This is a genomic window from Dyella sp., from assembly GCF_036746095.1.
Lineage (GTDB): Bacteria > Pseudomonadota > Gammaproteobacteria > Xanthomonadales > Rhodanobacteraceae > Dyella_B.
In genome coordinates this window covers 1-22,263 of the sequence record NZ_DAIOEU010000070.1, presented here as the reverse complement: position 1 = coordinate 22,263, position 22,263 = coordinate 1, and the positions used below count along the sequence as shown (strand labels likewise).

The window sequence follows — 22,263 nt, the reverse complement described above, 5'->3', positions numbered from 1 at the left end:
CGGTGTAGTCGTACATATAGATGATGTGATGCGAGGGCTGGTTGCTGTGGCCGTATTGACCCATGCGCACCGATTGCGCCTCGCGCATCTCGTGGATCGGCTCGCCATAGCCGCCGACATGGTAGACGCCGGGCGTCGCGAAGAACTGGTCCAGCTTGTTGGCGAGTGCAGCGCGGCCACCATATAGCGCGGCGAGGCCGGCGCCGTCCTGCGGCGCGTGGAACGCCATGTTCCAGGCATCCGTTTCGGTGTAGTCGTCACCCCAGCGCAGCGGATCGAAATTCTGTTTCGTATAGCGCCAGTGGCCTTGCGCGTCGCGCGCAACGAAGAAGCCAATGTCCGGGTTGAAGAGGTTGGCGTAATCCAGCGCGCGCTCGCGGAAGTAGCTGGCGTCGTCGGCGTATTGGGCTTGATAGGGATCCTGCGCATCGCGGCGCGTGGCGAGTGCGCTCGCCAGATTGCCGATGGCGAAGTCGGCGATATAGCCGTCCATCGACCAGGAAAAGCCTTCCTTGATCGCGTCGTCGGTATAGCCGTTGAAGATCGAACGCTGCAGGCCTTTGCGGCCGGTGCCTTTGAGCGGGCTGACCACCGTCGCATCCTTCAACGCCGCCTGATAGAACGACTGCACATCGAAGTTGTGCACGCCTTTCAGCCATGCATCGGCGAACGCCACGTCGGCGCTGGTGCCCACCATCAGGTCGGCATAACCCGGCGAGGACCAGCGCGCAATCCAGCCGCCGTCGCGGTATTCCTGCACGAAACCATCAATGATCTCGCCGTCCAGTTTGGGCGCCAGCAGCGCATAGGCCGGCCACACCGTGCGGTAGGTGTCCCAGAAACCGTTATTGACGAACACCTTGCCATCGACGATATGCGCTCCCGTCTGTGTGGGCGTGTTGTTGCCGACGGCAGGCGAGAACGGGCTGGCGTAGCGATACATCGGTCGTTCGGCGCTACCAGTGTTCTCGTAGGCCGAGTTGGGATACATGAACAGGCGGTAGAGATTGGAGTACAGCGTCACCAGCTCGCCATGACTGGCGCCTTGCACGTGCACGATGCGCAGTTGCTTGTCCCATATCTTCTGCGCACGTTCGCGCACGCCATCGAAGCTTTCCTGCGGCGCGATTTCCAGGGCCAGATTGTGTTTGGCCTGTTCCAGGCTGATCAGCGACGTGGCAATGCGCACGTTCACCGTTTTGGTTTTCGAGGTGTCGAAGCCGAACCAGGCGGTGACGTTGTCGCGGCCTTCGCCGCTGAGCCGTCCGCTTTCGGCAACCGGCTGATCGACGGTGGCGTAGAAGAACAGGCGCGTCGCGCCGGTGGAGAGCACGCTCTTTACGTCAGAGTAACCACTAAAGCTGCGATGGACGGGATCGAGCGTGATGCCGCCTTCGTTCGTGCGATTGTCGAACACCAATTGCCCGCGTTTGCCGGGGAAGGTGAAGCGAAGCATCGCGGCGTGATCGGTCGGGGTCATTTCTCCGACGATGCCGTTGTCGAACGTCACCTTGTAGTCATGCGCATGGGCGACTTCGTGGTCATGGCTGAAACTCAATGCGCGCTTTTCACGATTCGCGCTGGGTGCTCCATCGGCAACCGCCGCCGGCATGATCTGTAACGTCTGCCGATCGCCCATCCACGGGCTGGGTTCGTGCGAAAGCGAGAAGGCTTCGATGCGCGGGCGGTTGTTCGCATCGTTGCGCTGCTGGTATTGGTACATCCAGTCCGAGCCCGCGTCGGTCACCGGCGTCCAGAAATTGAAGCCATGCGGCAGCGTGACGGCCGGAATATTGTTGCCGCGCGAGAAGGTGTAGCCGGAGTTGGTGCCGCGCAGGATGTTCACATAATCGCTGGGCCGCTCGTTGGCAGCGTACGCGGGTGCGGCTGCGATGCGCAGGTCGTCAAGAAAGCCTTCGATGTTTCCGGCAGGGCCAGCATGCGCCAGCACGATCTGGCGAATACGGCGCCCGGCCGCCACCTTGCCCAAGTCGATCGTCAGCTTGTTCCATTGATTGACATACACGGTGCGGCTTCTGCCAAGCGCATCGGCATTGGCGGGAATGCGATGCTGATCGCGTGCCCGGCTGGTGGAAAGACGCGTGCCGTCATCGAACACCAGGTCGACAGCGACGTAGGTGGATGGATCGGCGAGATCGTTCGCGGCGATGCAGGGAAATAGCAGATAGGAAAGCTGGGTATCCGCCTGGACGGGAATGTCCACGTCAAACAGCTTGGCTTCCTGCTCGCCGCCGGCGTGACCTTGGTAATGAAGCGAATGAAGACCGGTAAACCCAACGCCGGGCTTGGCGCTGTAGGCATCATCCATTGAAGGGCCCCCGCCGGTCTCGACGGTAAACGCGGTGTTGGTAGACGCGGCAATAGGTGCGGGCTCGCCGGTTTCGAACGAGGTGTAGAACGCGCCGCTGCCATCTGCGCTGGCGATGGTGGAGCAGCAAGCGAGTGCAAGGAAAAGCAAGTTCTGCCGGAACGGGCGAGTCATGACACCTGGCATCTGGGTACCCCTGTGGAGAGCGCTTGCGGGCGGGAAGATCGCGCCAAGAGCCGGATTTGATCGATCTAAAGAACGAGTGTCAAACCGCAGCGCAGCATGTTCGCGTGCCTGCCCGCCATGGATGGGATGGTTGGACAGGCCTGCGAATGCGCGCGAGAAACAGCTTCGTTCCCTTCCGTCGCAGGGAGCGCGCTGAGCTGGCGATGTCGATTCCGCCCTTTCTCATTCGACGAGTACAAGAGCAAACTCTTACGCCTGCATCGCAAGGACATTCTGATGAGTCACGCCGGACATTCTCCCCACATCGCCATGCATCCCGATCGCCGCTGGCTGGCCCTTGTCGTGCTATGCCTGGGCGTGCTGATGATCGTGCTGGATACCACGATCGTTAACGTCGCCTTGCCTTCCATCAAAGTGGATCTGAAATTCGGCGACACCGAGCTGGCCTGGGTGGTGAATGCCTATTTGCTGACCTATGGCGGCTTTCTTTTGCTGGGCGGCCGCCTGGGCGATCTGTATGGACATCGCCGCTTGTTCCTGATCGGCATCGCGGCTTTCACCCTGGCTTCACTCGCGTGCGGACTGTCCACCACGCAGATCGCCCTGGTGAGTGCCCGCGCCGTGCAGGGGCTTGGTGGTGCCGTGGTTACCGCAGTGGCGTTGTCGCTGATCATGGATCTGTTTACCGATCCGCAGGATCGGGCCAAGGCCATGGGTGTCTACGGTTTCGTGTGCGCGGGCGGCGGCAGCCTTGGTGCGATGCTGGGTGGTGTGCTTACCAGCAGCCTGAGTTGGCATTGGGTGTTCCTGGTGAATCTGCCGATCGGCATCGGCGTAATGGTGGCTTCGCTGCGATTGTTGCCGGCGGCAGGTGGAACCGCCGTTTCAAGGCACCTGGATGTGTGGGGCGCTGTCACAGTGACGGCAGCGCTGATGCTGGCCGTGTATGCCATCGTCAACGGCAACCAGGTCGGTTGGCTCTCGGCGCGCACGCTGGGGCAGTTGGCGCTGGCGCTGGTCTTGCTGTTGCTGTTCTTGTGGCTGGAAGCGCGTGTGCATACGCCATTGATGCCGTTGCGCTTGTTCCGTCTGCGCAATCTGACGGTTGCCAATGTCGTCGGTGTGTTGTGGGCCGCGGCGATGTTCGCGTGGTTTTTCCTGTCTGCGTTGTATATGCAGCTGGTGCTGGGTTATGGACCGATGGAAGTGGGACTTGCCTTCCTGCCTGCCAATCTGATCATGGCGTTTTTTTCGCTGGGGCTTTCGGCCAAATTGGTCATGCGCTTCGGCATTCGCCGGCCGCTCGTGGCGGGCCTTGCGTTGGCCGCATGCGGTTTGCTGCTTTTTTCGCGTGCCTCGCAGCACGGCCATTTCCTGACTGACATCTTGCCCGGCATGGTGTTGCTCGGCGTTGGCGCGGGAGTGGCTTTCAATCCGGTGCTGCTGGCGGCGATGAACGATGTGGGGCCATCGGAATCCGGACTGGCATCGGGCGTGGTGAATACCGCTTTCATGATGGGCGGCTCGCTCGGCTTGGCGGTACTGGCAAGCCTGGCGGCGGCGCGCACGCAAGCCGTCGAAACAGCAAACGGCACGAACATGCTGGCGCTGACATCGGGTTATCAATTGGCCTTTTTGGTGGGTGCGTGTTTTGCAGTGCTGGGCGCATTGGCGGGGGCCGTGTTTTTGCGTACGGCATCGGCGGTGGGAGGCGAGCAGGCCGCTGCGATGCATTGAGGCGATACTTATTCAGTGTTGCCTTGCGTAGCGCCATCGTTGCTACGCAGGATCAATGTGCTTGTTGTTTTGAGTTTCGCCTCGCATGGATCAGGAGCGTGTCAGAAACAGGGATGGTTTCGTACCAATCCTATCTTGCTCCCGCTTTTGCATGCGTATCCTCACGTTCATAACGGCATAGGCGCGCAGATCGTTTTTGCGCGCCGTGCGATGATTCGTGCCTATCAGGGGCTCCCCAGGACGGCGAAGATGACCTCGGAACGCAACGCCAAAACCATGTTGGCAAAGCTCGCGACCTTGTCGTGCTGGATGCGACGTGGGCCGACGGCCTGTCTTCATGTGCGCGGTGTGGGTGTCCTGATGCTGATGTGCGTGAGCGTGATCGCGTGCGGTCATCGCGCATTGGACAAGGCCGCTTTGCAGGAAAAAGCGAAGGTTTCCGCCGTGCGCGCGGAGGGCAGTCCGTCCGGTGCGGCAAGCGAGGCGCGGAATGCAGAGCAAGCCACCGCCACGCCGTCGGCGGCGATGCTGAAAGAACACGTCGTATCTGGCACGCCTACGAAGCAAGCGGCATCCGCCGGTGGCATGTCCAAGCTTGAAGCGCCACTTTTCGAAGGAGTCATTGGCGAGGCTTCGTTTTCACTCGAGTCTTTACCCATTGAAGAAGCACCTCGCGCGGCGACGGATTCGGACGTGCTACCTGCTCCGACACCTGCACGTGCCGCCGCTTCCAATGAAAGCCTGGCATCCAGATTTCATTGGGGGCTTTTGCTAGGCAGTGTTGCCTTGCTCGTCATCGCCGGCCTGGCGTTGGCCTTGGCGTTTGATAACCGCCGTCATCGTCGACTGCGGATGGCGGTGCGCCTCGCTCCCGTCATGGGGAATGAGGCGCTGGTCGGAGACAGCGCCACCCCTATGCCCGAGCAGAAGGAAACCGAACTTCCCCCTGTAGCCGTTGATGCATCATCGATGATGCCCGGGCCGATATTTACCTTCGTGATGGAGGATGGCAGGTTGCCCGGATCTGCGCATCGCGATCACGGGCCTATACCGTTTTCGCGGCTGGATTGGTGCTATTCGCCGGGGAAATTCGAGTCGCCCGAGCAGTGGGCCATGGAGTCGCCGGTCGATTTTCTTCCTGCGTGGCTGTCTGCGCAGATGGCGCGGAAAGTTGAGCTGCCGCATGTTGAATCTGGCGAATCTGTCGAATCAAAGGACGTCGCAGGGTCTGTTGGATCCGCTCAGCCGGTCAGTGCTTCTGCAGCAGCTGAAGACGCACCGCCCACCGCGCAAAGCGTCGCTGAGCCGGGGTGGGAACCCGCTATCGAAAGTGATCCACTGGCCGAGCTGTTCGACCGGCTGGAGCATCATGCCATGCGCGAATCCAGCGATATTCCCCTGCTGCTGGTCGAACGCGACAGCGACCTGCCTCAGATCCTGCGCACGACCGCCGAAGCGGTGCCGCAGAACGTGCTAAAGACCTGGGAAAGCATGCTGCGGCAAGCCATCGCCGGTGCGCATTCGTTGACGTTGCCCTCGCTGCTGGTCAGCACGCTGCTGCTGCGTGCCGATGATGCCGAGCCCCACGATGCCGAAACGTTGTATGCGGAAGCGGAACGGTGGATCGATTTGAGCGTGGCCTCGGATCATGAGCGCCGCGCTGCATGGGAAGCGCGGCGACTGAATGTCGACCTTCGCCGAGCCAAGCGAAAGCAAGGTGCGGCGCGCCTGCTTTGGTTGCGTGGCGTGCAGGCGCGGTACGCACCGCAGTTGGCACAGGGTGCGCCGCCAATGCTGCTGGCCTGGATCGATGTGTTGACGTTCTGGGCGCAATGCCAATTGGGTGATGCCGCCCTCTCGCGCTACACCGAGGCTGAGGCTGTCTGTCTACGCCTCGGTGAGCTGCCTGCCTGCGCCGATGCCGCGCAGCAGCGCCGTGCCGACGTACTGCGCCGGCGTGCGACGGTCGAGCAGGGCGGTGCACGCATGCACAGCTTGGATACGGCACAAGCGTTGGCCGATGCGCTCTACGCGAGCATGCCAACTGCCGAAAACGCGCTGGCTATTGCTGAGATCGCGTTGGCTCGTGGCAATGTGCTGCCGCCCGTACAAGCGCAGCAAGCCTATTCGCATGCCTTGATGCATGCGTTCATGGCCGAAAACGATCCGCGCTGGCGTGAACAAGCGCTGCAATGCCGCCTGGCTGTGCAATGGGCGTATGAAAATCTGCCGGGCATGGATGTCCAGGGCGATGTTGCCTTCAAGCTGGCAGAGCGCCTGCAAACCTTGCGCGTGAAAGATCCGGATACCTTGCATCGCATGGCGCAAACCTATCTGCGTAACGCGGATTTTGCGGGTACCTGCCAGTTGTGTGAGCACGCGTGGCGCAACGGCGCCGCAACGCCGGCGCTGCTTTCCACGTGGCAGGAAGCATGCAGGCAATGGACCCGTACCTCTTCCCCGCAGGAGCAATGCGTTGCCCGGCAGCAAACGATGCGGCAGCTCAGCATTGCAAGCGCCATGCGCTAGTCGATTTCCCCCTCAGTCATCCCCTTCATCGAGAGGCCTCACCATGAACGCTAAAAAGAAATCTTCCGATTCACGCCTGTGGTCAACACGCTACGGCATGATGGCCGCCGTTGCCGCGAATGGAGCGGTGGGCCGCTCGCTGCAGCGCTACGGCGAGTGGGCCGAGCAGGAACTCAATTTGTTGAGCGGGTTGATCGAGGAGGGGCAAAGCGTGCTGGAGTTCGGCGGCGAGTACGGCGCGCACACATTGTGGTTTGCGCAGGCCGTGGGGGAAAAAGGCGCTGTGCACGTGGCCGAGCCGCGCCGACTGCCGTTCCAGCAATTGTGCGCAAACGTGGCGATCAATCAGCTCACCAATGTGTATACGCATTCGCGTTGGCTGGGGCGCTCCGATGCGCAACTGGCGTTTTCCTCGCTACCGGGCGGCAAATTGCACAACGGCGAGCAGGATGAAACCGTCGGCACGACGACCGTCGACAGCCTGGAGCTGGAAAACCTGCACCTGCTCAAGATCAACGTGCCAGGCAGCCTGGTCGACTTGTTGCAGGGCGCGGCCGAGACTGTTCGCAAGCACCGGCCGATCATCTACTACCGTCTCTCCGATATCGAACATGTGGAAGCGGAAGTGCACGCGATCAAGGAGCTGGGCTACCGTTGCTGGTCGCATACGCCCTACCTGTACAACGCAGATAACCATGCCGGCGAAAGCACCAATATCTTCCCAGGCTGCGTGCAGCAGAACGTGATTGCTTCGCCGGTGGAAAATCGTTTTGAGCTGGAGCAGCGTTATGAGTTGTAAGCCGTGCCATGCGTTGCCTTGAAGTAGCATGCCACTCCAATGCCGCCATTCCTGCGAAAGCGCCTCGCTTTCGCAGGAATGACGGACAATGAATTTTTGCCCCGTTTTCGAGTCTCCGCTCGTAGGCTGGAATGAAATCCCTGCAACGCCGTGTTGCAGGCTGGCGGCGGCGATACTTATTCAGTGTTGCCTTAACCTTCCAATCCTATTTTTCGATGCGATAGTTCAAGCTCGCGCGATTGAAGTCCGTGGCATTCTGCGCTTCGAAGTTCCAGCGCCGGCTCAGGCGATAACGCAGCGTGATGACCTGGCCCGGCTCGAACAGTCCGATACCATAGCTGAGATAAAGCCGCGGCGACAAATATTTGCCGACGGTGAAGGCGGAGCTGCCATTCAAGGCTTCGCTGCTGCTGACGCCGATGTCCTCGATGCCGAGCTTGCTGCCGATACTCTTCGCCAGCAGATTGCCGGTGGCCGAACCAAGCGCCTGGGCGGCCGCGTTCACCATATTGCTTTCACCGCCGCTGCTCACTTGCGAGATGGGTTTGCCGGTAATCAGATAAGAAAGCGCATCGGATTGATCCATTACCGGGTTCGAGAACACGGTGAGCACCGGACGCTTGGCGGTACCGGTAATCTGCAAACCTACCTGCTGGCCCTCATTGATGGTGGCGTTGGGTTGCAAGCTGCGGATGGCCTTGATGTTGAGGCCGGGGTTGTCGATCGGCGTGCTGGCGAACAGCAACTGTCCCTGCTGGATGTTCAGGTTTTGGCCGTAGGCCTTGTACGTACCGCTGACATTGACTTGTCCTTGCCCCGTGGTGGCGCGATCCGGGCGTTCGTCGACGGTAATGACGCCGCTGAGACGTCCATTCAACCCCATGCCGACAAGATGCGCACGCTGGCCAAGATCGAGCTTGATGGACGCGTGGATCGGCGTCGAACCGCTACCGGCGGCCGGCTGTGGCTCATCGACGACGACGACGTCGGGCGATGCTTTATTGGCGCCGCCGCCCGGCAACTTGTCCAGGTTGACATCGGCGTTATCCAGCCGCACGGAGCCGGTGGCCTGGAGGCCTTGGGCATCGTGGCGCACGAGCAAGTCAGGTGTTAGCGCGACCTTCGCGGCAGGGATGTCGATCACGGTGACGTTGTCGCCTTTCAAAGTGATCGCCGTGGACGTTTGCGTATCCAGGCCTGCCGTGCCGCTGATGGCGAGCGTGCCCTTGCCGGATTGCACGCTGCCGTTGATGTTCAATACGCGCGCATCGCTGGTACTTGCCACAAGTTTGCCATCGGTGAGCTTCAGCCCTGCATCGGGTACTTCGGCGGCAAAACCATTGACGGTCGCCTGGCCGGTGATGTCCGGCGTGGATAGCGTGCCGCCGAACCTGAAGTCACCGTCCACGTGTCCTTTGACGTTGGCGAGCGTATCGGTAAACAGGCTGATGAAGGCGACGTCTTCCAGGTGCAGGCCAACCTGGCCGCTCAGTGATTGCTGCTTCCCCGTGACGGCGATCTGGCCGTCCAAACGGCCGTTGCCCTGGATGGATGCATGCAGGGTGGCTTGCTGGTTGTCCGGCGCAAGCGTGGCATTCAAGGCGAGATCCTTGTACGACAGCAACGGCTGATCGGGATGCTCGTTATAGGTAATGCGGCCTTGCGCCGAAGTAATCGATGCATTGCCGGTCACTGCCCCTGCTGCCGTGCGTCGAAGCTTGCCGCTGCCTTCCAGGGAGCCATCGGCGCTGATCGGCATATCGGTGCTGCCGGCAGCGCTGGCGACCAAGGCCAGCGGCACCGCATGCAAGCGATAGCCGGCGTCGAGATTGCCGCCTTTATCCAGGTTGCCGTTGACGCAAAGCAGCGGCTCGCCGGCGGTAAGACACAGCTCGCCCAGGCTGGCGCTGCCGTTGTTCCAGCCCATCGGGGTGGGCTGTTGCAGATGCCAGCGAGGCAGCCCCTGCACGTCCAGGGTGAGCGATGAGAGCGTGCCGTTCCAGTTGTTGCCCTTCAACGCGCCACGCAGTGTGAGCGAGGTGGAGAGCGGCGCGCCTTGCGCATCCAGCCTCAGTTCGTGTTGGGCCGACGTGCCCTGGCCATTTACTTGGATCTGCTTGAACGCCAGCCCGCCGAGTTCGGCGCCGGCCGCATGCAGCTGCAGCTTGCCGCCGATGCTGTTGATGTCGGGTATGTCTGCCTGCAGTTGCAGCTGTTGCGCGCGCTGGTTGTCAAAGGCCAGCGACTGGCCTTGCAGGCTGCCGTTGACGGCAAGCTTGGGATACTTGCCGCGTATGCTGAATTGTCCGTTGAGCGCCCCCGCCGCTTGCGGCAGCCAATCGTTCAGCGAGGCAATGGCCAGTGTCACGCTGGCATCGTTGCTGTCGCCAGGACGTGCCTGCACTTTTATCGTGCTGCTGCCGGATGCAAGGTCAAGCGTGCCGTCCAGCACATGGTTCGGCGACAGATGCAAATGACCGGTTCCGCGCAGCTGGCGTTGGCGCAGTTGTCCGTCGAGTTTGCGCAGTTCGAGCGTGAGGTCCGGACCGTTCGGGGCGAGCTTGCCTTGCGTGGTGAGATCGGCATTAAGCGAGCCTGACCAGCCAGCCAGCAACTGGCCTGGGTCGAATTTGTCGGCCTTGGCCTGCAATTGCCAAGCGAGATCCGGATGCAAGGTAAGCGTGCCTTGTGCGGTGAGGTTGCCCTGCGGTTGCAGCACGCTCAAGGTGTGCAACTGGACCTGCTGCGAGGTGCCATCCAGATTGAGCGCAAGCTTTGCCAGCTTGCCCGGCGGGCCGAGCGTGACATCACCCTCCGCGTGATACGCCTCAGCGCTGCCTTTGGCCGCGAGACGCCCATGGCTGTCGAGCACTTGCCCTGCAAGATCGGCCGGCAATTCGACGTCGTTCCAGTCGACGACGAGATCGGCATTGAGCGGATGCGCATCGAGCTGGACCGTGCCCGCGGCGTGCAACGTGCCCTTGATCTGGGGTGACGCAATTTGCAGCCGCTGCAAGGTCAGCCGCTTGAAATCCTGGTCGAGGCTCGCCTGCAACGGCTGCAGCACGATGCGATATTGGTTGAGATCGAGTTGGCCGGTGAGGGTGCCGCCTTGCTGGTCGCCGCTGCCTTGCAGATGGGCGGCCAGGCGCGTGATCGAGCTGCTGCCGAGCAGCGGCTTGGGATCGAACGATGGCGCATCGAGCGTGGCGTTCCACGCGTTGTTCTTGAGTTGGTCCAGATCGAGCTGGAATTGCGCGGCCATCGGTTGCGCCAGGGACAACTGCAATTGCGCGGTGCGGCCGTTACCTTGCGCATCGAGCGTGCCGGCGTATTCGGTATCGCCAATCTTCCACGCCGCTTCGGCATGGCCCTTGCCGCGATAGCGGCGGCCGATGCTCAGTTGACCGTCGAGATCGACATGGCCATCCGGCGCGCGCAATGCCAGCTTGCTCACCGTCATGCCGCCGTTGGTCCAGCTGCCGGCAAGATCCAGCTGGTCGGCGGCGAACAGCGGCTTGCCGTCTTCCTTGATCGTGACCGGCCCGATATGCACGCGATCCAGTACCAGCGCAATCGGCGGTTTCAGCGAGAAGCTGCTGGAGGAGGATGTATTTTCCTGCGTGGCGGGCAGCGCCGCGTCCACGCGGCCGACACGCAAATCGACCACGTGCAGGCGCTTGTAGAGCAGGGCGGCGATGTTCCAATCCAGATGTGTCCGCGTGATGACGACAGCGGTACCTTTGCCGTCGTCATAGCGCAGCGAGCCGATATCGACCGGGCCGATCAGGCGCCCTTGCGCCTGTTGCACCTGCAAGGCGCCATGCATGAAAGCCTGCGCTTGCCCCAGCGCGAAGTTCAAGCCGGAACGGGTGCATAGCAACCAGCCCAGGCCGCTCGCCACCAGCACCACAAAGGCGAAAAGAAGAATGCCGATCAGCCGTAGCCAGCGGCGGCGAGGACGGGGTGCGGGTTGTGTCGTATTCATTGCTGCAACCCTTATAAGTCCGGCCCGATCACGAGGTGCAATTCCACGCCGTGACGTTGCGCATCGTTGATGGGCGTGCCGACATCCACACGGATCATGCCGACCGGCGAACGCCAGCGTACGCCGACACCCGTGCCGATTTTCGGATGCACGTCGACGCCGTTGAAGGCATTGCCGGCGTCGACAAAAGTGGCGATGCCCCAGCGTGGCGTGAAGTAATGTTCAAGCGTGGCGCTGGCAATCACCAGGCTGCTGCCGCCGATCACGCGGTCATAACTGTTCTCCGGACCGATGCCCTGGAATGGATAGCCGCGAATCGATTGATCGCCGCCGGCGAAGAAGCGCAGCTGCGGCGGCAGGGCCTCGAAACGGTTGGTCCACACATGGCCGAGGTCGCCTCGCAGAATCAGGCGATTGGTGCGCCAGAACGAGTGGATCCATTTGCCGCTGGCGGTGATTTCGCTGAAGCGCGCGGTGGAGAACAAACTGTCGACCGTGCTACGCGCGTCAAAATTCAGCGACCAGCCGCGACGCACGAAGTCGAAGTTGTCGGCCATCTTGCGGCTCAGTGAGCCTTCGGCGTAAACCAGCGTGCTGCTGCCGTGTTCCACGCCGGGAGTGCTCGCCGGTTCGTTCGGGGTTTTGCCGACGTCGAACGTGCCGGTCAGCGCATGCACGCCGACCGTGCGCACCCATTCGTGCCAGAGCTCGCTTTCGTTGGCGACCAGCTCGAGCGTGCGTGATTGCGAGGTGACGGTATTGGCGTCCCGGTAGGTGGCGCCGAAGTTGAGGCTGCGCTGATTGTCGCCCGGCAGCGGGATGGTGTACTGGCTGGACAGTGTTTTCAGCCGCTGCGCCAGCACGATGTCGTTTTTCCACTTGTGACCGTAGCGATTGACCCAGCGATATTCGATGCCGCCGCGCACGCCAACGCCGGTATCCGTGCCGACGAACAAGCCGCTGGTGTAGATCCGTCGCTTGGCCGGGGCCAACTGCACCTTGACGTCGACGATGCCGTCCTTTGCCGTATCGGTTTCGGGCATGACGTTGACGACCGAGAAATAGTCCGCGCTGTTCAACGCCTGCTGCAGCGTGAGCAACTGGTTCTGGTCGAAGTAGTCGCCGGATTTGAATGGCACGTAGCGTTGCAGGAAATCCGGCTGGAATTGCGAGCCTTCGAATTGCACCAGCCCGTAGCGGTAGCGGCGCCCGGCATTCCAGGCGAGGTGAATGGCGGCGCTGTGCTCGCCGCGGTTCACTTCCACGCGATGTACGGTGAGCTTGGCGTCGAGATAGCCGTTGGCCGTCAGTGCGTTGTTCAGGGCGTCGCGTGCGGCATCATAGTCGGCATCGTCCAGGCGCTGGCCTTTGAGTTTCTCGATGCCGCGGCGAGCCGCACGGATCGGGCGCAGCGCAGCTGCGGAAGGATCAAGCTGGACATCGGTTGACGCGACTTTCACCGGTTCGCCGGGCGCGACGTGCAAGGTGATGCGCCAGTCCTTGCCGGCGTGTTCGATCTTGCCGGTGACATGTGCATCGTAGTAACCGTAGGGACGCAGCGCGTTGCCTGCCTCGGCATCGGCGCGATCATAGAGGCGATGCACTTGCGCCTCGCTGACGTCGCGCGCGGCATATTGGGAGAGGCTTACGCCAGCGACGACGGCAGCCTTGAGCGGATCATCCACGCCATCCACCACAAGCTGCACCCCCGCGTGGCTCAACGCAGGAACAAACAGCAGGAGGAACAGGCTCAGATGATGGCGAATCTGGCGCATGCGTTAGAGTTCCATCCTGGATTGAGCGTCGCAAGTGGCAGCTTAGCGAGGCGGGTGTGCACCGCGCATTAAGGCTGTTCCGATTTTGCGGTGCGTGTCGCCTGTCAGTGCGGTAGCCCTATCTATGCAAGGCCGTCATTCCCGCGCAAGCGGACATCCATTTTTACGTTGCATCCGGTGAAATGGATGCCTGCCTTCGCAGGAACGACGGCCATGGGTACGACGCGTCAACCGGCTTTGTCACCGGACTTGTGTGCAATCCACGCACCCGCCAGCGCCGAGAAATACGGGATCGACTGCGCAGCCAGAATGAACATCCACAACTGGCCTTCGGTGAAATGCGCGGCAGTGCTCTTGGCCATGCCGATGACACACAGCATGAGCGCGATGAACATCAGCATTTCTTCGCGCACGGGCGTGAAGGCGGCGAAGTTGCTGCCGCCCAGGCGGCGGCTCTTGGCGGTGACCACGAACGAGGTTTTCTCGCGCGTGAGGCCGTGCAGAATGCCGCGCGCGATGGCATGGCTCAAACTCATGCTGGCCAGCGAGGCCATGATGGTGTCGTACCAGCCGCACGGCACACGCGCGCGGTACAGCACCACGCCGAAGATGGCCTTGGCGAAGAAGAAGCCGATGATCGGAACCAGGAACAGCTGCATCGGCAAGCTGAAAACCTGCGGCAGGCCGACCATTCCGGCGGTCCAGAAAATCGCCATCATGGTGAAGATCAGGTGCAGCGCATCAGCGAACCAGCTGAACCAGCCGGTGAGGAAGTGGAAGCGCTGGCCGCCACTGAGTGGCCCTTTCCTGACCATCCAGTTCCAGCGACCCTTGAGGATCTGCATGGCGCCGAAGGCCCAGCGGTAGCGCTGGCTCTTGTACGCCTTGAAGTCGGCGGGGGTGAGGCCCTTGCCCATCAGTTCATCGACGTAGACCAGCTCGTAGCCGGCGTGCATCAGGCGCAGGCCGAGCTCGGCGTCTTCGCAGATGGTCCATTCCGACCAGCCGCCAGTGCCCTCCAGCGCGGAACGGCGCACCATGGTCATGGTGCCGTGCTGGATGATGGCGTTGCGCTCGTTGCGGTGGTGCATGCCGATGCGGAAGAAGCCGTCGTATTCCCACGCGGTCATGCGGCGGAAACGGTTGTGCTCGAAGTCGCGGTGCGCCTGCGGGCACTGCACCACGGCGACTTTGGGGTCATGGAAATAACCGCTGAGCGTGCTCAGCCAATCCTCGCGCACCACGTAGTCGGCATCGATCACCGCTACCACGTCGGCCTTCGGATGGGTTTCCTTCAGGCCGAAATTGAGCGCGCCGGCCTTGAAGCCCGGCCACGGTTCCAGATGGAAGAAGCGGAACTTGGAGCCCAGTTTCTCGCAGTATTCCTGCACCGGCTGCCACACCGCCGGGTCCTTGGTGTTGTTGTCGATCACCAGCACTTCATAGTTTTCGTACTTGAGCGCGGCGAGCGAATCGAGCGTGATGATCACCATCTCCGGCGGCTCGTTGTAGCAGGCCAGGTGGATGGAGACGAACGGCTGCTTCTCGACCGGGTCGGGCGGCAGCAACCCGGCATGGCGCACCCATTGGCGCCGCCACAACACTTCCGTGAACTCGAAGCCGTTGATCAGCAGGATCGCCAGGATCGCCACCTGCGCGGGGAACAGCAGCACCAGCATGCTCCAGTCCACCCAGCTCAGGTAGAAATTGAACGGCAGCGTCACCGACCACACGATCAGGCCGCAGGCGAGCTGGATCAGCACATCGAAGAACAGCCGGCCCACCAGCTTGAAACGGCGGTAGCCGATGCCGAACCAGATCATCGGCGCCAGCGCCAGCAGGCTGGCGGCCAGTGCCTTCCACGGCCAGCTGGTGTCTTCGATCACGGGGCCGGTGAACGGGAACTTCAGCTGGCGGTCGGCGTTGAATATGCCCCAATAGGCGCCGGTGCGGCCTTCGCCCAGGTTTTCCTTCCAGGGTTGGTCGAAAGCTTCGAACAGATAGTAGTCGACGTTGTTGCGCTTGGCCCAGATCAGCCATTGGCGATCGAAGATGGCTTCGTTGGAGATGGAGGGATAAGCGCGCTCGCGGTGGTCGCCGTTGGATGGCCAGCCGATTTCGCCGACCACTATGTGCTTGTTCGGGAAACGCTGCTTGATCTGCAGATAGGCCTCTTCAGCCTGCCGGACGGCGCCCTGGTCTTCGCCCCGGATCTGCTCGGATGACACCGCGACACCGTTCCAGAAGGGGAACAGGTGGATGGTGATGTAGTCCACGTGATCGGCCAGTTCCGGATACTTCAGCCAGATGTAGTCCGGTTCGGCGATCGACACCGGCTGGCGGATGTGTGCACGGGCCCGGTCGAGGTAGGTGATCATCTTGTCGACGGGGATGTTGTTGCGGAACAGGACCTCGTTGCCCACCTGCACGCGTTCGATGGTGTCCGGATAGCGCCTGGACACGGCAATCAGTGCATCCAGTTCCTTCTCGTTGTTGTCCAGGCGGGTGTCGATTTGCGCACCGGCCATCACCTTCAGCCCTTCTTTTTGGGCCAGGCGGAAGACCTGGGGATTCTCCTGCATGGAATAGGTGCGGATGCGACTGGTGTACTGGTGCAGCAACTTCATGTCGCTGGCGATCTCATCGTCGCTGGGGAAGCTCTGATTGAAGGGGTTCTGGTAGCGCTGGAAGAACGACACCGAAAAGCCGTTGATCCGCCCGTGCCAGTCTTCCGGACCGTGCGGGCGGTTGCCCCACCACCATAGACCGAAGTTCAACGCGGCAACCACGAGCGCCAGCAGAATGGCTGCGATGATCGACAAGGGGCCGGTTTTGGCTGGATTGGGTGTGGCGCTCAAGAAAGTCCCCGCAGTTCACCTCTTCGGAGGCGCGTGAATCCTGTGGAGCTTAACCAATTCACGGTAGGTGGCTCAATAAATTGCGGGTGAGATGGTCAGGCCAAGGTCAGGGCAGGGGAGCCGGCCAGTCGTATGAGGCCCACGCACTTGTCGGCAAGGACACGCCGGAGGCCTGATCAGCCAATGTGGTTGCATTGACGATGGTTGGGTAGGCCACGCTGGCAGAAGAGGCGGGATGGCCTCGCGCCGCGGGCCAGATGCGTATCGCGTTATCCATCCCTTGTCGCACCGTCGACCGTTTGATGCTTTTTTCTTAACGCATGCGACTTGTTTCAGTGGCGTTTGGACGTCTGTTTTTACAAAGCATGATGGGCGTCTCTTGCACGTGTAGGCCACGCAAAAACGGATAGGCATGCGTGACGATGGAGTGCTATCGATCGGATCGGCGTTCGAGCTTAGCCAGGCGTGCAACGCGCTGGAAACGAATGGTGCAGCTGACGGCGATAGATACGGGCTATCATGTGCGGCTCCATGAGCGATACGAAACCCGATACTCTCCCCGCTTCCCCGGACAGCCGGCTGCGTGCGCTGCGCAAGTCGCTGGACGGCGTTTCCAGCCGCGATTTCGGCCGATTGCTGGGCCGCTGGCGCGGGCTGTCGCACCGTCCGGATGCGAAGAAACTGGATGCGCTGGCTGCCGAGATTGCCGCCTCGGCCGAGCGGCGGCAGCGGCGCGCGCAAAGCAAGCCCGAAATTCGCCTGGACGAGGCGTTGCCGATCGCCGCGCGCGCCGAGGAGATCGTCAAACTGATTCGCGAGCACCAGGTGGTGGTGATCGCGGGCGAAACCGGTTCGGGCAAAACCACGCAGTTGCCGAAGCTGTGCCTGGCCGCAGGCCGCGGCGAAGCCGGCATGATCGGCTGCACCCAGCCGCGCCGGCTGGCTGCGCGTTCGGTTGCGCGCCGGGTGGCGGAGGAGCTGGGTACGCAGCTGGGAGACAAGGTCGGCTTCCAGGTGCGCTTTACCGACCAGGTATCCGAGCAAAGCCTGGTCAAGTTCATGACCGACGGCATCCTGCTGGCGGAAACGCAGAACGATCCCTGGCTATCTTCTTATGACACGCTCATCATCGACGAGGCGCACGAACGCAGCCTCAATATCGATTTCCTGCTCGGCTATCTGAAACGCCTGGCGACCCGGCGGCCCGGGCTCAAGATCATCGTCACCTCCGCCACCATCGATACCGCGCGCTTCGCCGAACACTTCGGCAACGCGCCGGTGGTTTCGGTGGAAGGGCGTACCTATCCGGTGGAGGTGCGCTGGCGTTCCGTCGATGACGTGGCGGCGCGCCGCAACCAGCGCAACAGCGAGCTGCAGCAAGGTAGCGCGGAACATGTCGCTGCCGTGCTGGATGAAATCACCCACGACGATCCACGCGGCGACGTGCTGGTATTCATGCCCGGCGAGCGCGAAATCCGCGATGCGCATTTGCTGCTGTCGCGCCGGCAATATCGCGAAACGGAAATCCTGCCGCTGTATGCGCGCCTGTCTGCCACCGACCAGGACCGCGTGTTCAAGCCCGGGTCGAAGCGCCGCGTGGTGCTGGCCACCAATGTGGCGGAAACCTCGCTTACCGTGCCGCGTATCCGCTATGTGATCGACACCGGCACGGCGCGCGTGAAACGTTACAGCCAGCGCAGCCAGCTGGAGCGCTTGCACGTGGAGCCGGTTTCGCAGGCAGCGGCCGACCAGCGCAAGGGCCGTTGCGGACGCGTCGGTCCAGGCATCTGTTATCGCCTGTATGACGAAGCCGATTACGCTTCGCGCGCGGCGTATACCGATCCGGAATTGCTGCGTTCCTCGCTCGCCAACGTGATCCTGCGCATGCTGTCGTTGCAGTTGGGCGAGGTGGATGAATTTCCGTTCCTCGAAGCGCCCGACCCGCGCGTGGTGGCGGATGGCTATCGCCGTCTGGCCGAAATCGGTGCGATCGACGAAAAGCGCCAGCTTACTGATATCGGCCGCACCCTGGCGCGCTTGCCGATCGACGTGCAGTTGGCGCGCATGCTGGTCGAGGCGCACAAGCTGGGCAGTCTGCGCGAGCTCTTGGCGGTAGTGGCTTTCCTCAGTATCCAGGACCCGCGCGAACGTCCCGCCGATGCGCGCCAGCAGGCGGATGCGGCGCATGCCGCGTTTGCTGATCCCAAGTCGGATTTTGTCGGCGTGCTGAATCTGTGGCGCGAGTATGGCAAGGCGCACGAGGAGTTGACGCAATCGAAATTGCGTGACTGGTGTTCACGGCATTTCTTGAGCTTCCTGCGCATGCGCGAGTGGCGCGAATTGCATCGGCAGTTGTTGCTGGTGGCGCAGGAGCTTGGGTGGAAGCTGGATGTTGCTTCGGCTCCGCAAACTTCTTCTCCCTCTCCCCTCCAGGGAGAGGGTGGGGGTGAGGGGAGAATCTCGCGTGAAACCAAGCATGTGCGAGAGAAAGGCTCTCAAAAGAGCCGCGGTGGTGATGTTTCCAGCAAGCCCCGGCCCCTCACCCCAGCCCTCTCCCCGGAGGGGAGAGGGAGCCCAGGTAGCGATGATGGCGAACATCTGTACGAGGCAGTGCACCGCAGCCTGCTAGCCGGCCTGCCCACCCAAGCCGGCCACAAGGACGAAAAAGGCATCTACCGCAGCACCCGTGAGCGCCGCTTCCAGGTTTTCCCTGGTTCCTCTCTCGCCAAGGCGCCGCCCAACTGGCTGTTCGCCGCGCAGATCCTCGATATCGGCGGCCGCGTGTGGGGCATGATGTGCGCCCGCGTGGAACCGTTGTGGATCGAACAACAGGCCGCGCATTTGCTGCGCAGCACTTGCCGTGATGCGCACTGGTCGCGCAAGCGCGGCACCGTGGTGGCGTACGAGCAAGTCAGCTTGTTTGGGCTGGTGCTGGTCGAGCGCCGGCCGGTGACGTTCCAGAAGCAGGACCCCGCACTCGCCCACGAGATATTCCTGCGCGAAGCGCTCGCCCGTTGCGATATCGAATCACGCGCCGATTTCGTGCGTGCCAATCAGCGTGTCCTGGAAGATGCGCACGGCATCGAAGCGCGCCAGCGCCGCGAAGGCTTGATTCGGCACGAGGACGAACTGGTGGATTTCTTCCGCGGCAAGATGCCGGAAGACATTGCCAGTTCGCGTGCGCTGGATGCCTGGTATCGCAACGCGCGCCCCGCCGAGCAAGCGGCCTTGCGCTGGTCGATTGACGACGTCATGGCCGGGGGCGCGGGACTGGATCCGAAGGCGTTTCCCGCTTCGCTCGATATCCCGCCGCAACGGTATCGTTTGGAATATCGTTTTGTGCCTGGCGATGAAGCCGATGGCGTAACGCTGCATCTGCCGCTGGCCATGCTCAACGCTTTGCCGGCCGCACGCTGCGAATGGCTGGTGCCTGGCTTGCTTGGCGACAAAGTGGCCGAGCTGATCCGCGGCCTGCCCAAAGCATTGCGGCGCAATTTCGTACCGGCACCCGATTTCGCGCGCGCGTTCGTCGAGGCCGAAACGGCGCGCGATGAATCGCTCGCCAAGGTGCTGGCGGCATTCCTGCGCCGTGCGACCGGCGTGGAGATTGAGGCTGACGATTTCGCGCCGGTGCAGCTTGCGCCGCATTTCGCCATGCGGTTTCGCCTGCATGACGAGCAGGGCCGCACGCTTGCCACTGGCCGTGGCCTCAGCCAACTGCGCCAGCAGTGGGAGGGGCAGGCGCGCGAAGCGTTCTCGCGCAAGACCGACATCGAACTTACGCGCGAGGACGTCACTCGCTGGGATTTCGAGCAGATTCCCGAGCAAGTGCGCTCCGATGGCGGATTGCTGGCTTTTCCTGCGCTGGTCGATCTTGGCGACGCGGTTGCCCTGCGTGTCTTCGAACGGCGCGACGAAGCGCTGGCCGCGCACCTCAAAGGTGTCGAACGCTTGCTGCGCAATGCGCTCGCCAGCGAGGCCAAGCAGGCGCGGCGTCGCCTGCCGATCTCCAGTTCCGTCTCGCTCAAATACGCACCGCTCGGCAATATCGATGGCTTGCGTGACGACCTGGTCGAAGGCGGCTTCCACGATGTGCTTGCGGCGCACGATCTCAACGTGCGCAGTGCCGCCGCATTCGAAGGACTGCATACGCACGTCGCCCGCGAATTGTTTGCGGCAGCGGTGGCCCGCCTGGAGCTGGCCGAGCCGATCATCGATGCGCAGGCCGACATGAAACCATGGCTGCAACCGCCGTTGATCGGCTTTGCCCGCGCCAGCTACGACGATTTGCGCGAGCAGCTCGACGTATTGCTTGCTCCGGGTTTTCTGCGCGAGTTGTCGAAGGCCCGGCTCGCACATTTTCCGCGCTATTTGAAGGCCATGCGCCTGCGTGCCGAACGCCTGCGCCAGGATCCGGCCAAGGATCAGCAGCGCATGCTGCAGGTGTTGCCGTATTGGCGTGAATACCTCAAGCATCGCGCGGCCGGCAACGAAGGCCTGGACGAGTTGCGCTGGCTGATCGAGGAGTGGCGGGTGTCGCTGTTCGCGCAGGAACTGAAGACGGCCGAGCCGGTATCGGTGAAACGGTTGGCCAAGGCGCTGGAGGTCTTGTAGGTTGAGTGGGCGCCAATGGCACTCACGTTTGATGTTTGTAGCGATCTACTCCCTCCCCTGCGGTAGTAGGGGAGTGTTGGGAGTGGGATTGCTTGTGCTTCAGCCTGCTGCTGATTGCTGCGATGCATAACTGCCCGCCGCTCGCTGTGCTTGCACCTCACCCGCGCCCCTGAGGTATCTCCACGTTTTTTGCTCGTCATTCCGGCGAAGGCCGGAATCCAGTCTGGGTACGTCGTGCGCAGCACACATTACTTTTTGCTGAGTGTTGCGCATATCGTATTTGCACTGGATTCCGGCTTTCGCCGGAATGACGAGCAAAAAATGTGGGGATACCTCAGCCCTAGCCGTCCCCTGCATGCATGGGAGAGAACGCATGCTCGCGACATCGAGTTGCGGGCTTGAGTGGGACTGGCCCAGCGTAACCCTGCAGTCTGCCGGCCAAGCATGGTTGGGTTACGCTGCGCCAACCCGACCGACAGAGGGATTGCCGCACACCATGGTTCACGCCATCTCCACCGCAGGGCACTTGGCATCGTGGCAGTCACGGGCGGGCACGCTCCCCCCTGTACTGGCCGGCGCGCTGGCGGTGTGCGCGCAAAACGGCGTGAACGAACACGAATGCGGCGACGTGCTGGATCTCTTGGCGATGCTTGGTTGCGATGCGCATACCCAGGCGGCCGCGTTGTGGTTCGAGATCGGGCGCACGCACCCGTTGGTATGGGAACGCCATGCGGCTGGATTGCCGGAAGAGCTGCAGCGCCTGGTCGCCGGGCAGGTGGCGGCGGAGCGTGTATGGGCCTTGCATGCGCAGCGCCCGCCAGAGGGCGGTTCCGAAGGTCTGCGCCGCTTGCTGCTGGCGATCATCCGCGACGTGCGCGTGGTGTTCATCCTGTTGTCGCGTCAACTGGCGCGTATGCGTGCGGCTGCCAATCTGCCGGAAGACGAACGGCAGGAACTGGCCCGGCTGACACGCGACATCCATGCGCCGCTCGCCAACCGTCTAGGTATCTGGCAATTGAAGTGGGAGCTGGAAGATCTCGCGTTCCGCCATCTGCAGCCGGATACGTACAAACGCATTGCCAGACTGCTGGACGAGCGCCGCAGCGATCGCGAGCACTTCATTCGCGATGCGTTGGCCGAGCTCGGCCAGGCGCTGCGCAACGCCGGTATCGAGGCGGACCTTGCCGGACGTCCCAAGCACATCTATTCGATCTGGAAGAAGATGCAGCGCAAGGCGCTGGAGTTCTCCGATCTGTATGACATCCGCGCCGTGCGCGTACTGGTGGACAGCGTCGCCGACTGCTACGCCGCGCTCGGCATCGTGCATGCCCTGTGGCCGCATTTGCCCGGCGAATTCGATGACTACGTAGCGCGTCCGAAAAGCAACGGCTATCGCTCGCTGCACACCGCGGTGATCGGCCCGCACGGCAAGACGCTGGAAGTGCAGA

Annotated in this window: 9 protein-coding genes; 5 read left to right on the top strand and 4 right to left on the bottom strand. The window is 62.2% G+C overall.

Translation table 11 applies throughout. The features are described from left to right. On the bottom strand, positions 1-2,503 hold a 2,503-nt coding region (locus V7M64_RS19615), incomplete at its 3' end, for a GH92 family glycosyl hydrolase (protein WP_333681527.1). A 288-nt stretch (positions 2,504-2,791) separates the two neighbouring features. Between V7M64_RS19615 and V7M64_RS19610 the strand changes: the two genes are divergently transcribed. From V7M64_RS19610 to V7M64_RS19600, 3 genes are all read left to right on the top strand, one after another. Continuing rightward, positions 2,792-4,252: an MFS transporter gene (locus V7M64_RS19610; RefSeq protein WP_333681525.1), complete on the top strand. Its 1,461-nt coding sequence runs from the start codon at positions 2,792-2,794 to the stop codon at positions 4,250-4,252. 249 nt (positions 4,253-4,501) lie between these two features. Further along, positions 4,502-6,781 (top strand): hypothetical protein, encoded by a 2,280-nt coding sequence (locus V7M64_RS19605; protein ID WP_333681523.1) that lies wholly within the window; start codon positions 4,502-4,504, stop codon positions 6,779-6,781. A 43-nt stretch (positions 6,782-6,824) separates the two neighbouring features. After that, positions 6,825-7,580, top strand: a complete 756-nt coding sequence (locus V7M64_RS19600) for an FkbM family methyltransferase (protein WP_333681521.1) — start codon at positions 6,825-6,827, stop codon at positions 7,578-7,580. A 205-nt stretch (positions 7,581-7,785) separates the two neighbouring features. Here the strand turns inward: V7M64_RS19600 and V7M64_RS19595 are convergent, their stop codons facing one another. The 3 genes from V7M64_RS19595 to V7M64_RS19585 all read right to left on the bottom strand — a co-directional run bounded on the left by V7M64_RS19595 (position 7,786) and on the right by V7M64_RS19585 (position 16,201). Beyond that, positions 7,786-11,568: a translocation/assembly module TamB domain-containing protein gene (locus tag V7M64_RS19595; RefSeq protein ID WP_333681519.1), complete on the bottom strand. Its 3,783-nt coding sequence runs from the start codon at positions 11,566-11,568 to the stop codon at positions 7,786-7,788. A gap of 11 nt (positions 11,569-11,579) precedes the next feature. Next, entirely contained in the window at positions 11,580-13,343 is a 1,764-nt protein-coding gene (locus V7M64_RS19590; RefSeq protein ID WP_333681518.1) for an autotransporter assembly complex family protein, read from the bottom strand. Between the two features lie 227 nt (positions 13,344-13,570). Further along, positions 13,571-16,201: a glycosyltransferase family 2 protein gene (locus V7M64_RS19585; protein WP_333681517.1), complete on the bottom strand. Its 2,631-nt coding sequence runs from the start codon at positions 16,199-16,201 to the stop codon at positions 13,571-13,573. 531 nt (positions 16,202-16,732) lie between these two features. On the opposite strand from V7M64_RS19585, the gene hrpA reads away from it, so the two are divergent. Both hrpA and V7M64_RS19575 read left to right on the top strand, forming a co-directional pair. Beyond that, entirely contained in the window at positions 16,733-20,815 is a 4,083-nt protein-coding gene (gene hrpA / locus V7M64_RS19580; protein WP_333681515.1) for an ATP-dependent RNA helicase HrpA, read from the top strand. A gap of 496 nt (positions 20,816-21,311) precedes the next feature. Then, positions 21,312-22,263, top strand: a 952-nt coding sequence (locus V7M64_RS19575; RefSeq protein ID WP_333681514.1) for an HD domain-containing protein, incomplete at its 3' end; no start/stop codon positions are given.

Excerpts from the sequence above, each read along its gene's own strand:
- V7M64_RS19610 (WP_333681525.1), top strand. The coding sequence starts at position 2,792 with ATGAGTCACGCCGGACATTCTCCCCACATCGCCATGCATCCCGATCGC.
- V7M64_RS19605 (WP_333681523.1), top strand. The coding sequence starts at position 4,502 with ATGACCTCGGAACGCAACGCCAAAACCATGTTGGCAAAGCTCGCGACC.
- V7M64_RS19600 (WP_333681521.1), top strand. The coding sequence starts at position 6,825 with ATGAACGCTAAAAAGAAATCTTCCGATTCACGCCTGTGGTCAACACGC.
- V7M64_RS19595 (WP_333681519.1), bottom strand. The coding sequence starts at position 11,568 with ATGAATACGACACAACCCGCACCCCGTCCTCGCCGCCGCTGGCTACGG.
- V7M64_RS19590 (WP_333681518.1), bottom strand. The coding sequence starts at position 13,343 with ATGCGCCAGATTCGCCATCATCTGAGCCTGTTCCTCCTGCTGTTTGTT.
- hrpA (WP_333681515.1), top strand. The coding sequence starts at position 16,733 with ATGAGCGATACGAAACCCGATACTCTCCCCGCTTCCCCGGACAGCCGG.